The 14,820-nt window shown below is 68.3% G+C and carries 11 protein-coding genes; 6 read left to right on the top strand and 5 right to left on the bottom strand.

Translation table 11 applies throughout. The features are described from left to right. Positions 1-75 precede the first annotated feature (75 nt). Positions 76-633 carry an isochorismatase family protein gene (locus Q0263_RS05180; RefSeq protein WP_298013984.1) on the bottom strand — a complete coding sequence of 186 codons (558 nt, stop codon included), beginning with the start codon at positions 631-633 and terminating at the stop codon, positions 76-78. 49 nt (positions 634-682) lie between these two features. Beyond that, positions 683-2,356, bottom strand: a complete 1,674-nt coding sequence (ettA, locus tag Q0263_RS05175) for an energy-dependent translational throttle protein EttA (protein ID WP_298013982.1) — start codon at positions 2,354-2,356, stop codon at positions 683-685. 136 nt (positions 2,357-2,492) lie between these two features. Between ettA and Q0263_RS05170 the strand changes: the two genes are divergently transcribed. Next, complete coding sequence (locus tag Q0263_RS05170) at positions 2,493-2,978, top strand: hypothetical protein (RefSeq protein WP_298013980.1); 486 nt, start codon at positions 2,493-2,495, stop codon at positions 2,976-2,978. Between the two features lie 32 nt (positions 2,979-3,010). On the opposite strand, the gene Q0263_RS05165 is transcribed toward Q0263_RS05170, so the two are convergent. Both Q0263_RS05165 and Q0263_RS05160 read right to left on the bottom strand, forming a co-directional pair. Further along, positions 3,011-3,976: a glycosyltransferase family 2 protein gene (locus Q0263_RS05165; RefSeq protein WP_298013978.1), complete on the bottom strand. Its 966-nt coding sequence runs from the start codon at positions 3,974-3,976 to the stop codon at positions 3,011-3,013. 125 nt (positions 3,977-4,101) lie between these two features. Further along, positions 4,102-4,230 carry a hypothetical protein gene (locus Q0263_RS05160; RefSeq protein ID WP_003803595.1) on the bottom strand — a complete coding sequence of 43 codons (129 nt, stop codon included), beginning with the start codon at positions 4,228-4,230 and terminating at the stop codon, positions 4,102-4,104. A gap of 232 nt (positions 4,231-4,462) precedes the next feature. Here Q0263_RS05160 and uvrA point away from each other — a divergent pair, with 232 nt between their 5' ends. From uvrA to Q0263_RS05140, 4 genes are all read left to right on the top strand, one after another. Continuing rightward, the gene (uvrA, locus tag Q0263_RS05155; protein WP_298013971.1) at positions 4,463-10,150 is read left to right on the top strand and encodes an excinuclease ABC subunit UvrA; all 5,688 of its coding nucleotides are present in this window, start codon (positions 4,463-4,465) and stop codon (positions 10,148-10,150) included. Continuing rightward, positions 10,147-11,370 (top strand): aminodeoxychorismate synthase component I, encoded by a 1,224-nt coding sequence (pabB, locus tag Q0263_RS05150; RefSeq protein WP_298013969.1) that lies wholly within the window; start codon positions 10,147-10,149, stop codon positions 11,368-11,370. The genes uvrA and pabB overlap by 4 nt, the downstream gene beginning before the upstream one ends. Then, entirely contained in the window at positions 11,345-12,058 is a 714-nt protein-coding gene (locus Q0263_RS05145) for an aminotransferase class IV (protein WP_298013968.1), read from the top strand. The genes pabB and Q0263_RS05145 overlap by 26 nt, the downstream gene beginning before the upstream one ends. Positions 12,059-12,322: 264 nt before the next feature. Beyond that, on the top strand, positions 12,323-12,919 hold the full coding sequence (locus tag Q0263_RS05140) for a C40 family peptidase (protein WP_298013966.1): 597 nt from the start codon (positions 12,323-12,325) through the stop codon (positions 12,917-12,919). A gap of 44 nt (positions 12,920-12,963) precedes the next feature. Here the strand turns inward: Q0263_RS05140 and Q0263_RS05135 are convergent, their stop codons facing one another. Continuing rightward, positions 12,964-13,329: a DUF2325 domain-containing protein gene (locus Q0263_RS05135; RefSeq protein ID WP_298013964.1), complete on the bottom strand. Its 366-nt coding sequence runs from the start codon at positions 13,327-13,329 to the stop codon at positions 12,964-12,966. Positions 13,330-13,584: 255 nt separating this feature from the next. Between Q0263_RS05135 and Q0263_RS05130 the strand changes: the two genes are divergently transcribed. Then, the gene (locus Q0263_RS05130; protein WP_298013962.1) at positions 13,585-14,802 is read left to right on the top strand and encodes an amino acid ABC transporter substrate-binding protein; all 1,218 of its coding nucleotides are present in this window, start codon (positions 13,585-13,587) and stop codon (positions 14,800-14,802) included. Positions 14,803-14,820 lie beyond the last annotated feature (18 nt).

Genomic DNA, 14,820 nt, shown 5'->3' with positions numbered 1-14,820 from the left:
CCCGGCCCCGTGCCGGAAACTGTGAGCCGAGGCTACATTTGTTTCGAGCCCGGCTGTCCGCAAGCCGGAAAACCCTTATTTCACCAGGGCCAACACGTCGCGGAAGGCGGGATGCGCCGGGGTTTCCAGCCACTCGTAGAGGGCCATTTCGGACGTGACGGCCTCCAACCCGTAGCGGCGCCAGCGTTCGCAGGCCGCCGCCCGGTCGGAGGCGCGCCGCGATCCGATGCCGTCCGTGACCAGCACCGGCTCGTAGCCGGCCTGCGCCAGGCCCAGGCCAGTTTGTAACACGCAGATGTGGGCTTCCGTGCCTGTCAACAACACCCGGGTGCGGCCCGCCGGCCACTGCCTCAGGAAAGCGGCTTCGCGGCAGGCGTTGAAATGGGTCTTGGAGACGACCCGGTCGACATGGGGCGCCAGCTCGGCATGGGTCGGGCCGATCTTCTGAGGCCAGTGCTCCGTGGCCCAGACGGGGACGGACAGCAGGCGGGCCGCCTGGGCCAGCCGCGCCACCCGCCCCCGCAGGGCGTCGGCATCCTGGATCGCGGGCAGCAGTTTTTCCTGCATGTCCACGATCAGCAGCAGGCTGGCGCCGGACGTCAGCAGGGCCTGGTTCACATCCACGAATTTCATGACACGCTCCATCGTCGGCGGGCCGGCCTCGGCGACCGGCCCGCCGGGTTCATTTCAGGGCCTTGTAGCGGATCCGGCGCGGCCGGGCGGCTTCTTCGCCCAGGCGCTGGCGCTTGTCGGCCTCGTATTCCTGATAGTTTCCATCGAAGAACACCACCTGGGAATCCCCCTCGAAGGCCAGGATGTGCGTGGCGATCCGGTCCAGGAACCAGCGGTCGTGGCTGATGACCATCACGCTGCCGGCGAATTCCAGCAGGGCGTCTTCCAGCGCCCGCAGGGTTTCGACGTCCAGGTCGTTGGAGGGCTCGTCCAGCAGCAGTACGTTGCCGCCCGCGATCAGGGTTTTGGCCAGGTGCAGGCGGCCGCGTTCGCCGCCCGACAGCTTGCCGACCTGCTTGCCCTGGTCCGCGCCCTTGAAATTGAAGCGGCCCAGATAGGCGCGCGCCGGCATCTCGAAACGTCCCACGGTCAGCAGATCGGCGCCGTCGGAAATGGCGTCGAACACGGTCTTGTCGTCGGGCAGGGAATCGCGGGACTGGTCCACGTAGGCCAGCTTGACGGTCTGGCCCGGCACGACCTCGCCGGAATCCGGGGTTTCCTGGCCGGCGATCATGCGGAACAGCGTGGATTTCCCCGCGCCGTTGGGGCCGATGATGCCGACGATGGCCCCGGCGGGAACCTTGAAGCTGAGATCGTCGATCAGCAGGCGGTCGCCGAACGACTTCGAGACATTGCGGAATTCGATGACTTCGTTGCCCAGGCGCTCGGACACGGGAATGAAGATTTCCTGGGTCTCGTTGCGCTTCTGGTATTCGTGCGAAGACAGTTCCTCGAACCGGGCCAGGCGGGCCTTGGCCTTGGCCTGGCGGCCCTTGGGATTCTGCCGCACCCATTCCAGCTCTTTCTTGATCGTGCGCTGGCGGGCGGATTCGGCGGCTTCCTCGTGCTTCAGGCGGTCTTCCTTCTGTTCCAGCCAGGAACTGTAGTTGCCCTTCCAGGGGATGCCGTGCCCGCGGTCCAGTTCCAGGATCCATTCGGCGGCATTGTCCAGGAAGTAGCGGTCGTGGGTCACGGCCACGACTGTGCCCGGGAACTGGCGCAGGAAGACTTCCAGCCATTCCACCGATTCGGCGTCCAGGTGGTTGGTGGGCTCGTCCAGCAGCAGCATGTCGGGTTTGGACAGCAGCAGGCGGCACAGGGCCACCCGGCGCTTCTCGCCCCCGGACAGCTTGCCGACCACGGCGTCCCAGGGCGGCAGGCGCAAGGCGTCCGCGGCGATTTCCATCTGGGTTTCGATATCGTCGCTGCCGCTGGTGGCGGCCGCCGCGATGACGGCTTCCAGTTCGGCCTGTTCGGCGGCCAGCGCGTCGAAATCGGCGTCGGGCTCGGCATAGGCGGCATAGACCTCGTCCAGCCGCTTGCGGGCCTCGAACACCTGGCCCAGCCCGGCTTCGACGGACTGGCGCACGGTATGTTCGGGATCCAGCTGGGGTTCCTGAGGCAGGTAGCCGATCCGCAGGCCGGCCATGGGGACGGCTTCGCCTTCGATGTCCTTGTCCACCCCGGCCATGATCTTCAGCAGGGTGGATTTGCCGGAACCGTTCAGGCCCAGCACGCCGATCTTGGCGCCCGGAAAGAAGGACAGGGAAATGTCGCGCAGGATCTGGCGCTTGGGGGGCACGATCTTGCCCACCCGGTTCATGGAATACACGTACTGTGCCATGGCGTCACCGTCAAAGCTCGGGCCGAGGGATTCGGCCGCATAAAGGGTCGATTGTAGGCCGGACGCCCTGCAGTCATGCAAGCGCGCAGACCGTACAATGAGCGAAGACCGACTTACTGGATTCCCGGACACCGCCATGCTGACCTTCACCGCCGCCGAGGCCGACCTGCTGGGCCGCACGGCCGACGCCCTGTGCGCCTACATGGGCAAGCCCGTCATCGCCGAAATCGTCACGGAACCCGACGAAGGCTTCGAATGGGCGCTGTTCGCCCTGCCCCTGGGCCCCGACGACGAGGCCGAAGACCGCCCGCACGTCCAGGCCGGCGGCCACGGGGCCCGCTTCCTGGGCAACGGCGGCGGGCTGGACCTGAGCGACGGCCAGCCGATCGATTGCGAATTCCTGTGGGCCATCCAGCTGTCCGAACTGGAAGGCTGCCGCTACATCAAGGTCGACGCGCAGGGCGAGGAAGCCGGCTGGTCGGACACCCTGTCCGAACTGCTGCCCTTCGAACTGTCGGAAACCAGCCAGCCCGACGACGAGGACGACACCGCCGACATCGACGAGCCCGACGATGACGAGGACGATGGCGACCTTCCAGGGGCAGGGCGCACCCTGCACTGACCGACGCGGCGCCCCGGCGCCCGATCCGGCGTTCAGGTCGCCACGGGATGTTTGCTGCGGGCGATGGCTTCGCGCACGCGATCCCGCGCGTACAGGACCACCCCGGCCGGCCACATGACCACCACCAGCAGGCGGGACAGCGGATGGGTCAGGCGCCGTCCCTGGGGCCGGGCCACGCGGCGGGCGCGCAAATGCAGGGCGAAACGGGTATACCGCACGGCTGCCGCCAGAAAGGACGAGGGCTGGTAGCGCAGCCACGGCAGACAGCATTCCACCGTATCGTAGGACAGCAGCCACAGGCCCAGCGCGTGGCGGCTGCTGTCCGCCGCCTGCCGCTGGCGCGACAGGCCGTCGCCGCTGTCGTGGTAGACCCGGAACACCTGATTGACGAAGCGCGTCAGATAGCCGGCGCGGGCGATGGACCGCCACACCAGGCTTTCCGGCACGAAGCCGGGAATGTCTTCCGGAAAGGGAAACTGGCGCAGGACATCGGTGCGCAGGCAGCCGAATTTTTCCCCCCGCACGTGGTAGCGGAAAGTCATGTCCAGCGAAGTGATGTCCATGACGTCGTCGGGATACATGTCCCCCACCACCTGGCCGTCCGGCCGGGCGCACAGCCCGGTGATCGCCACGTAGCGGCTGCGCTGCGCCGGGGGCACCTGCTCCCAGACCTGGGCCATCTGGTAGAGCGCGTTGGGGTCCAGTTCGTCGTCGCTGTCGATGGCGACCAGCCATTCCCCCCTGGCCTGGCGCACGCCGTTGTTGAAGGCTGTTTTCTTGTGTTGATTGGGTTGCCAGATGTAACGAATCGGAAAACTGGCTTCTTGTTGCCATTCCTGCACCTGGGTGCGGGTCCGGTCGGTAGACCCGTCGTCCACCACCACCCATTCAAAGTCCTGGAACGACTGTTCCTGCAGAGACCGGTAGACGCGTTCCAGCGTGTGCGCCCGGTTGAAAGTGGGGGTGACGACGGAAAACAAATGACGCCAGCAAGCCATGCCGGTGAACTCCTCCTGTCCTCAGGGCTTCATGATAGCGGCAAAAAAAAACCACGGACGGCGGTGTCCGTGGTTTCCCCGATGCCGAATTGTATGTAAACAATACGGCGGGTCCGGCGTGTGTTTTAGACGCGTTTGACCTTTTCCAGCATCTTGAAGACGCCTTTGGGGGCGCGCACGAAAAGGCGCTTGAACGCTTTGCCAAGGCAACGGCGTTCGAGCGTATTGCGCCGCGTGCGTTTGATTTCGGCCATGAGAATCTCCTGGGTGTAGGGCGGGCTTGAATGCAAAACACGCTATTTTAGCAAAGTTCCCCACCCATGACCCCGGAGCCATATCCCGCCCCCCGGCGGGTCTCGTAACATATGCATCCGATCTGTTGCCGGAACCGGCCGGAATCGCCCGCGCCGCGGCCGGCCTGGCGATCCCCGGACGCCCGTCCGGCGGCGCTCACCGCCCGGCCCGGGCGCAGATTATGATGATGCCATGAACGCACCCATCCGCATTTTCGGCGCCCGCCAGAACAACCTGAAGAACCTGGACGTCACCGTCCGCACCGGCGAACTGCTGGTGGTGACCGGCGTCTCCGGTTCGGGCAAATCGTCGCTCGCCTTCGACACCCTCTACGCGGAAGGCCAGCGCCGCTATGTCGAAACCTTCTCGCCCTACGCCCGCCAGTTCCTGGACCGCATGGACAAGCCCCAGGTGGACCGCATCGAAGGCATCCTGCCGGCCATCGCCATCGACCAGGTGAATCCCGTGCGCAATTCGCGCAGCACCGTCGGCACCATGACGGAGCTGAACGATCACCTGAAACTGCTGTACGCCCGCGCCGGCCACCTGCACTGCGCCGGCTGCGCCCGCCCGGTCATGCGCGACAACCCGACCAGCATTCGGCGGCAGCTGGACGTCCTGTGCGCGGCCGCCGACCCCCGCCTGGTGATCACCTTTCCCATCACGGTGCCGGGCAATTTCACCGAGGACGAGGTCCGCGGCTTCCTGGAGCAGCAGGGCTACACGCGCGTGCACGAGCCGGCCGCCGGCGCGCCGGTCGCGGCGGACGCCGCGCAGGCCCCGGCAAGCGGAGAACCGGCGGCCAAGGCCTCCCGCGCGGCCAAAGGCAAGGCGGCCGGGATCTCCCGCCGCCTGCACGTCATCCAGGATCGCTTCCGCCTGGGCAACGCCGAGGCCGCCCGGGTCGACGAGGCCCTGGAGACCGCCCTGCGCCAGGGCAACGGCCGGCTGACGGTCTACGCGCTGTTCGACGACCGCGAAGAAGCCTGGCGCTTCAGTTCCGGGCTGCACTGCGCCCAGTGCGACATCGAATACGGCACCCCGCTGCCCAGCACCTTCTCGTTCAATTCGCCGCTGGGCGCCTGCGAGGCCTGCAAGGGCTTCGGCCGGGTCATGGGCATCGATTACGGCCTGGTGATTCCGGATGAGACGCGCAGCCTGCGCGACGGCGCCGTCAAGCCCTGGCAGACCGCCAGCTACAAGGAATGCCAGCAGGAAATGGAGCACTATGCCGCCCGGATCGGCATCCGCCTGGACGCCCCCTGGCGCGACCTGACGGCGGCGGAGAAAGACTGGGTGATCCACGGCGCCCCCGACTGGAAGGGCGGGCCTTCGGCCTGGAAGCACCAGTGGTACGGCATCCAGCGCTTCTTCGACTGGCTGGAAACCAAGGCCTATCGCATGCACGTGCGCGTGCTGCTGTCCAAATACCGCAGCTACACGCCCTGCCCGGTGTGCCTGGGCGCCCGCCTGAAGGCCGACGCCACCCTGTGGCGGCTGGGCCGCGACACGGATGCCATCCCCGGCTACCCGCGCTTCAAGCCCGCGCACGCCCGCTGGACGGACCGGCAGCTGGCCAGCCTGCCGGGCCTGGGCCTGCACGACCTGATGCGACTGCCCATCGAGCGCGTGCGCGACTGGTTCGAACACATCGAGCTGGGCCAGGCCCTGGACGAGGCCCTGACCGAACTGCTGGACGAAGTCCGCACCCGGCTGCGCTTCCTGTGCGACGTCGGCCTGGGCTATCTGTCGCTGGACCGCCAGAGCCGCACCCTGTCGGGCGGCGAGGTCCAGCGCATCAACCTGACCACGGCCCTGGGCACCTCCCTGGTCAACACGCTGTTCGTGCTGGACGAACCGTCCATCGGCCTGCACCCCCGCGACATCCACCGCATCGTGCAGGTCATGCAGCGGCTGCGCGATCACGGCAACACCCTGGTCGTGGTGGAACACGACCCGCAGGTCATGGTGGCGGCCGACCGCATCCTGGACATCGGCCCCGGCCCGGGCGAGCGCGGCGGACACATCGTCTTCGACGGCACCCCGGCGCAACTGGCGGCGGCCGACACGCTGACGGGCCGCTATTTCGGCGGCCGGGAGCGCATCGAGGCCCCCCGCCCCATGCCCGTGGCGGACAAGACTCCGCGCCTGTTGCTGCAAGGCGTGCGGGCCAACAATCTGAAGGGCATCGACTTTTCCCTGCCGCTGGGGCGGCTGGTCTGCCTGACCGGGGTCTCCGGGTCCGGCAAATCCACGCTGGTGCAGGACGTGCTGTATCCGGCGCTGCTCAAGCGCATGGGCCGGCCGACCGAGGCGCCCGGGGAACACGACGCCCTGCTGGGCGCCGAGCAGATCGCCGACGTCGTCCTGGTGGACCAGACGCCCATCGGCAAGACCGCGCGGTCCAACCCGGCCAGCTACGTCGGCGCCTTCGACGCCATCCGCAAGCTGTTCGCGGCGGCCCCGCTGTCCCAGGAACGCGGCTACACCGCCGGCACCTTCAGCTTCAACACCGGCGACGGGCGCTGCCCGGGCTGCGGCGGCACCGGCTTCGAGCACGTCGAAATGCAGTTCCTGTCGGACGTCTACCTGCGCTGCCCGGATTGCAACGGCCGCCGCTTCCGCCCGCAGATCCTGGAAGTGCGCATCGAACACCTGGGCCGCACCGCGTCCATCGACGAAGTCCTGGACATGACGATCAGCGAGGCCGCGGACTTCTTCAAGGGCCTGCGCGACGTGCAATGGGGCCTGGCGCCGCTGGTCGACGTGGGCCTGGAATACGTGCGCCTGGGCCAGCCCGTGCCCACCTTGTCGGGGGGCGAGGCCCAGCGCCTGAAACTGGCCGGGCATCTGGCGCAAGCCGCCAAATCCCGCGCGCCCCAGGGGATGCTCAAAGGCAGCCTGCTGCTGTTCGACGAGCCGACCACCGGCCTGCACTTCGACGACATCGCCCGGCTGATGCGGGCCTTCCGCAAGTTGCTGGCCGCCGGCCATTCGCTGCTGATCATCGAGCACAACCTGGACGTGATCCGCGCGGCGGACTGGATCGTCGACCTGGGGCCGGAAGGCGGCGACCAGGGCGGCCGCATCATGGCGCAGGGCTCGCCCGAGCAGCTGATGCGGCAGGTCGAATCCCACACCGGCCAGGCCCTGGCCGACTATGCCCGCCAGCTGGACAGCCCGGCGCTGCTGCTGCAGGAACCCGCGCCTCGGCCGCCGGCCGCGTCCGCCAGCGCCGACATCCACATCGTCAACGCCCGCGAACACAACCTGAAGGGCATCGAGGTCCACATCCCGCGCAACGCCTTCACCGTGGTCACGGGGGTGTCCGGCTCGGGCAAATCCACGCTGGCCTTCGACATCCTGTTCAACGAGGGACAGCGCCGCTATCTGGAATCCCTGAACGCCTACGCCCGCGCCATCGTGCAGCCGGCCGGCAAGCCCGACGTGGACGCCATCTACGGCATCCCGCCGACCGTGGCCATCGAACAGCGCACCAGCCGGGGCGGACGCAAGTCCACCGTGGCGACCATGACGGAAATCCACCACTTCCTGCGCCTGCTGTACGTGCGCCTGGGCACGCAGATGTGTCCGGACTGCCAGGTGCCGGTGGCGCCCCAGACACCCGAGCAGATCGTCGCCCAGCTGCTGCGCGACCACGCCGGCGAGCACATCGGGCTGCTGGCCCCGCTGGTCGTGGCCCGCAAAGGCTATTACACGGACCTGGCGAAATGGGCGGCCTCGCACGGGCACACCCACCTGCGCGTGGACGGCGAATTCATTCCGGTCGCCCCCTGGCCGCGCCTGGACCGCTACCAGGAACACACCATCGAACTGCCGGTGCGCGACCTGATCGTGGACGTCCGCGACGAGGCCGGGCTGCGGGATGCCGTGCGCGCGGCGCTGGCGCTGGGTCACGGCAGCTTCCGCGTCCTGACCGGGCTGACGGCCGCCGGCCCCGCCACGATCGAGGCCCGCCGCGCGGCGGGCCTGGCCCCGCAACCGCTGCTGCAGACCTTCTCCATCAAGCGGGCCTGCCCGAACTGCGGCACCAGCTTCCCCGAACCCGACCCGCGCCTGTTTTCCTACAACTCGCGCCACGGCTGGTGCCCTGGGTGCTTCGGCACCGGCCTGTCCCTGGCGGGTTTCACGGAAGAACAGACGGGCGAGGAGTCCGCCTGGCTGGAAAGCGGGCCGGACGACGTGCTGTCGGTCTGCCCGCAATGCCATGGCCAGCGGCTCAACCGCGTGGCGCTGGCCTTCCGCTGGCACGACCGTTCCATCGCCGAACTGGCCGCCCTGCCCGTCAGCGACGCCCAGCGCTTCTTCCTGGGCCTGGGCACGCAGGGGCGCGAGGCCGAGATCGCCCGCGACATCCTGACGGAAATCCGCGGCCGCCTGAACTTCATGATGGACGTGGGGCTGGGCTACTTGGCCCTGGACCGGGCCGCCCCCACGCTGTCGGGCGGCGAGGCCCAGCGCATCCGCCTCGCGGCCCAGCTGGGATCGAACCTGCAGGGCGTGTGCTATGTGCTGGACGAGCCCACCATCGGCCTGCATCCGCGCGACAACCGCATCCTGCTGGACGCCCTGGGCCGTCTGGAAGGCAACGGCAACACGCTGGTCGTCGTCGAACACGACGAGGACACCATCCGCCGCGCCGAGCACGTGATCGACATCGGTCCCGGCGCCGGGACCCGCGGCGGCATGGTGGTCGCCCAGGGCACGGTGGCCGACATCGCCCGCCATCCGGCGTCGCTGACCGGCCGCTACCTGCGCGAACCGCTGCGCCACCCCATGAACGGCCGGCGGACCGTGGACGACCGGACGCCGGCCATCGAGATCATCGATGCCAGCCTGCACAACCTGCATCAGGCCCGGGCGCGCGTCCCGCTGGGCCGCCTGACGGTCGTGACGGGGGTATCCGGCTCGGGCAAATCCACGCTGGCCCGCGAGGTGCTGCTGGACAATCTCAGCCGCCGGGTGAACAGCCGCCTGTCCGTCCCCTGGCAGGGCTGCCGCGACATCCGCGGCTGGGAGGCCGTCGACCGGGTGCTGGAAGTCGACCAGACGCCCATCGGCAAGACGCCCCGATCCTGCCCGGCCACCTACGTCGGCTTCTGGGACGACATCCGCAAACTCTACGCCAGCACGCGCGAATCGCGCCTGCGAGGCTGGACGGGCTCGCGCTTTTCCTTCAACACCGGCGACGGCCGCTGCCCGGAATGCGAGGGCCAGGGCATGCGCACCATCGAGATGAGCTTCCTGCCGGACGTCAAAGTGCCCTGCGAAGCCTGCCACGGCGCGCGCTTCAACCAGGAAACCCTGGGCGTGGAATGGAACGGCCGCAGCGCCGGCGACGTGCTGCGCATGGAAGTCGACGACGCCATCGGCCACTTCGCCGCGCATCGCAAGATCTCCCGCGCCCTGCAGCTGATGCAGGACGTCGGCCTGGGCTACCTCACGCTGGGCCAGCCGTCCCCCACGCTGTCGGGCGGCGAGGCCCAGCGCATCAAGCTGGTCACGGAACTGACCAAGGCCCACCTGGACGAGGGCGTGCTGCGCACCGGCCGCGCATCCCGCGCGCCCCACACCCTGTACGTGCTGGACGAGCCCACGGTGGGCCTGTCCACCGCCGACGTGGAAAAGCTGATCGGGGTGCTGCACCGGCTGGTCGAGGCCGGCCATACCGTCGTGGTCATCGAACACAATCTGGACGTCATGGCCGAAGCCGACTGGATCATCGACCTGGGTCCGGAAGGCGGCGACCAGGGCGGCCGGGTCGTGGCCCAGGGCAGTCCGGAACAGCTGTGCGCGACGCCCACCCACACGGGCCGCATCCTGGCGGAATTCCTGCAGCGGGCGCCCGCCCCGGCATGAATTCCTCCGTCGGCTGCCTGTTCGAGAACCGCCTGAGCGGCTGGTCGCTGCGCCTGGACGACCCGGTCGGCCGGATCGCTGTCCACCGTCGCGCCGATCTGCCCGCGGCCTGGGACGCCATCGAAGCCGCCCGGCGGGCCGGCCGCTGGGTGGCCCTGATGCTGGATTACGAGCTGGGGGCATGGCTGGATGACGCCCCCGGCCTGTCCGGCCCGGACGCCCGGGACCCGGACGCCCTGCCCCGGCTGACCGCGCTGGTGTACGCGCGGGCGCATGAAGAAGGCGCATGGGATCCCGCCGGAGACCCGGCCGGGCGCCCGTCCTTGCCGGCGCCCGGCGCGGCGCCGGCCCCATCCCCGCATCCCGCCGCACAGGGCCCGCGCCTGCGCAGCGGCCGATCCCGGACCGAGCATGCCCGCGCCATCGCGGCGATCCGCCACGGCATCGCGCGCGGCGACTTCTACCAGGTGAACTACACGATCCCCCTGGAACTGGACTGGCCCGCCGCGCTGGAACCCGCGCAGGTCTACCAGGACCTGATCGCCCGCCATCCCGTGTCCCAGGCGGCCTGCCTGCGCGACGGCGACCGTTGGGTGCTGTCGCTCTCGCCCGAGCTGTTCGTCGCGCGCCAGGGCAGCCGCCTGCTGACCCGGCCGATGAAGGGCACGGCGCCCCGCCACCCCGATCCTGCGATGGACCGGCACGCGGCGGACGCGCTGCTGCGCAGCGAAAAGAACCGCGCCGAGAACCTGATGATCGTCGATCTGCTGCGCAACGATCTGGGACGCATCGCCACGCCGGGCACCGTCCGCGTGCCGGCCCTCTTCAGCCTGGAAGGCTATCCCTCCGTCTGGACCCTGACCTCCTCGGTGCAGGCCGAGGCGCCCGACGCGCCCCTGTCCCGGGTGCTGCAGGCCCTGTTTCCTTGCGGATCGGTGACGGGCGCCCCGAAGATCGCCGCCATGCGGGCCATCCGGGCGCTGGAAGACCGGCGCCGGGGAATCTACTGCGGCAGCGTGGGCTGGCTGGCGCCCAGCGGCGACTTTTCCCTGAACGTCGCCATCCGGACCATCGAGGTGCGCGACGGCCAGGCCCGCTTCGGCGTCGGCGGTGGTATCGTCTCCGATTCCAAGGCCGAGGAAGAATGGCAGGAATGCCTGTGGAAGGCCAGAATCCTGAACCGCTGGACCCTGCATGACGACGCCCCCCTCCCTGATTGAGACCATGCGCCTGGAACAGGGCCGGGTCGCGCTGTGGCCCGGCCACCGGGCGCGGCTGCTGGCCTCGGCCGCCGCGCTGGCCTATCCCCTGGACCCGGCCGCGCTCGACGCCCGGGTGTCGGAGGGCATCCGCGCCGCCACCCGGGATGCGCCGCCGGACGGCCCCGGAACCGCCTGGCGCCTACGATTGCTGCTGGCGGCCGACGGCGGAATCTCCCTGACGGCGGCGCCGCTGCCGGACACCCCGGTCCCGGTCCGCCTGGCCATCGCCGCGGACGTGCTGCGTGGCCCGTCCACGGACGCCGCGGCCGGACGCCCCGTCCCGACTCCGACGGACGCCCGCTTTCCGGATGCCTTCTGGCGGCGGCACAAGACCACCCACCGCCCCTGGTTCGCCGCCGCGCAGGACTGGCTGCAGGCCCGCCCCGACCACTTCGACCTGGTGTTCGGCGACGCATCGGGCCGCCTGTGCGAAGGCAGCCGCTGCAATCTCTATGTCCGCGACCTTCAAGGCCGCTGGCTGACGCCGCCGGCGGACGGCGGCCTGCTGCCCGGCGTGCAGCGCCAATGGCTGCTGGACCAGGGCCTGGTCCGCGAAGCGGACCTGAGCCTGAACGATCTGCGCGCAGCGCCCGCCCTGCGGGTCTCGAACGCCCTGCGGGGCTGGCTGGACGCCCGCCTGGACTAGCGGCCCGCCCGATGTCCGCCCGCGAGACGCCGGGCGCCCCGCACTGGGCGGAAACACAGACTGGTTACATGCACAGCTTTACCCCACGCGCACGATCCTTTAGAATCGGACGGTTGCCCCGCAGGGTGGGCGACTTTTTTCAACCGCCAGGCGTTCACTGGTCTTCCCGGACCGCACGCCGAAGACAGAATTCAAGCACCCATGCCACCGCCACATTCCGCCCGCGCACTCTCCTTTCAGCCCACGCCATTCGTGGCGCGTCTCTTGAAGCTGGTTCTGTGCGCCAGCGCGGTGGCCCTGGCGGGATGCGCCACCCAGCCCCGCCAGACGGCGGATGCCAATTCCAATCACCTGCTGCGCGACAGCTACCTGCTCAGCACCCAGTCCGATCCCCTCGGCGCCTGGCTGGACAGCAAAGACCAGCTGGCCATCGACTACCCGCAGTCCGACGCCCCCTCCAATCAGATCCCCAAGACCATGGCCGCCACGGCCCTGAAGTTCCTGGGTGTCAAATACCGCTACGGCGGGGACGCTCCGGGCGAAGGTTTCGATTGCAGCGGCCTGGTGGCCTACGCGGCCGAGAAATCCCTGGGCTTGAAACTGCCCCGCACCGCCAGCAGCCAGGCCCAGGAAGGCATCTCGATCGACCGCAGCGAACTGCGCCGGGGCGACCTGGTGTTTTTCAATACCCTGGGCCGCCGCTTTTCACACGTCGGCATCTATCTGGGCAACCACCAGTTCGTGCACGCGCCGCGCACCGGCGCCGCCATCCGCGTCGAAAGCATGGACATGGCCTACTGGCGCAAGCGCTACAACGGCGCCCGCCGCCTGAAACCCCAGCCCCAGACCGCCCAGCGCTGACGGCGTCCCCTGCCGCAGGCAGGGCCGCCCGCCAGCCGGCGCACTCAGTTCAGACGCACCCCGACCGATGCCGCCGTTCCGGCATCCGCCCGCAAGGGACATGCCTTGCAATAGCCGCACTGGTCCAGGGCCTGCTGCATGCTGCAGACCGACCGCCGGCAGGTCAGCACGCGCACTCCGGCCCGCTGGGCCGCCGCCCGGAACGTCTTCATGACGTTATGCCCCAGGAAATCCGTCAGCAGGATCACCAGATCCGTACCCGTCGGCAGGGCCGGCGCTTTTTTCTGATGAGAAGGATCCCGGCCGCTGATGTGATGCCGGATGGCGATATTGTGGTCACGCAGCAGATCCGGGATGTTGCCCAGCCGGTCCGCGCCGACGATCAATGCACTGACTTGAGATTGCGCCATGAAAGTGGCTCCTGGAAATGGAACGGGAAGAAATCGGCCTCTCCCCATGAACATAAATAATAATCATTCTTATTCATGAATGCAATTTTCATGTGACGCAAACTCGCGCGGCCGATCGGCCCCGCCGCCAGGGTTTGCCCTCTATTTGCGGACATGTTCCGGTCTGTTTCAGCCAGGCGTCAGCGCTCGTTCAGAGGATTGTTACGTTACAAAGCGCACAATGGAACGCAAAACAACCCCTTAGGAGACTGTTCCATGCATACGCTATTTCGGCACGCCCTGCCCTGCGCGGCCGTCGCGCTGGCCCTGGGTCTGGCCAGCGGCGCCAGCCAGGCGGCGGACGACCAGATTCTGCTGGGCGCATCCGTCCAGCTGACGGGCCCGGTGGCCAACACCGGCCGGTACTACAACGACGCCTACAAGCTGGCCGTCGACCAGATCAACCGCAAGGGCGGCGTCACGGTCGGCGGCAAGAAATACACTCTGGCCCTGAAAATCTACGACAACCAGTCCGACGTCAACCTGAGCGTGCGCCAATACACGCAGCTGGTGTCCCAGGACAAGGTCAACTTCCTGTTGGGACCGTTCGCCAGCAACTTCGCCCTGGCCGACTCGGCCGTCTCGGAAAAATACCAGATCCCCATGGTCCAGGGCGGCGGCGCCTCCGACCAGATCTTCTCGCGGGGCTTCAAGTACGTCTTCGGCACCCTGGCGCCGGCCAGCGACTATTTCGGCAGCACGATCAAGATGTTCAAGCAGCTGAAGCCCGCCCCCGCCAAGGTCGCCCTGCTGTACGCGGATGACTCCTTCGATGTGTCCGTCGCCAAGGGCACCCGGCCGCTGCTGAAGGACGCGGGCGCCGACACCGTGCTGGACGAGCGCTACAGTTCCAACGCCAGCGACTTCAACACCCTGCTCTCGCAGATCAAATCCAAGCAGGCGGACGCCGTGCTGGTCGCGGGCCACGAAACCGAGATCCTGAACTTCATCCGCCAGGCCAAGAGCCTGGACGTTTCGCCGAAGTTCTATTCCTTCACCGTGGGCGTGCCCAGCGAGGACTTCCGCAAGGCCCTGGGCAAGGATGCCGAATATGCCTTCGGCATGACGGCCTGGCTGCCCAGCGAGACCCTGAAGGACGACTGGTTCGGCGACGCCGCCCAGTTCGCCAAATCCTGGGGCGCGCAATACCGCTATGAGCCGGACTATCACGCGGCATCGGGCGTCGCCGACGTCGAAGCGCTGGTCAAGGCCATCGAGAAAGCGGGCTCGCTGGATCCGAAGGCCGTCCGCGGCGCGCTGGCCGCCAGCGATTTCAACAGCCTGTACGGCCACATCAAGTTCGCCGACAACGGCCAGATCCACCTGGATCAGACCGTGATCCAGGTGCAGAACGGCAAGCCGGTGGCGGTGTTCGACGGGGACAAGTTCATGACCCAGCCGAAATACCCCATGCCCGACTGGTCGAAGCGCTGATCCCTCCTGAATCCCCGG

The organism is uncultured Castellaniella sp., from assembly GCF_937988725.1.
Classification (GTDB): domain Bacteria; phylum Pseudomonadota; class Gammaproteobacteria; order Burkholderiales; family Burkholderiaceae_B; genus Castellaniella.
This window is presented reverse-complemented; position numbering and strand designations above follow the sequence as displayed.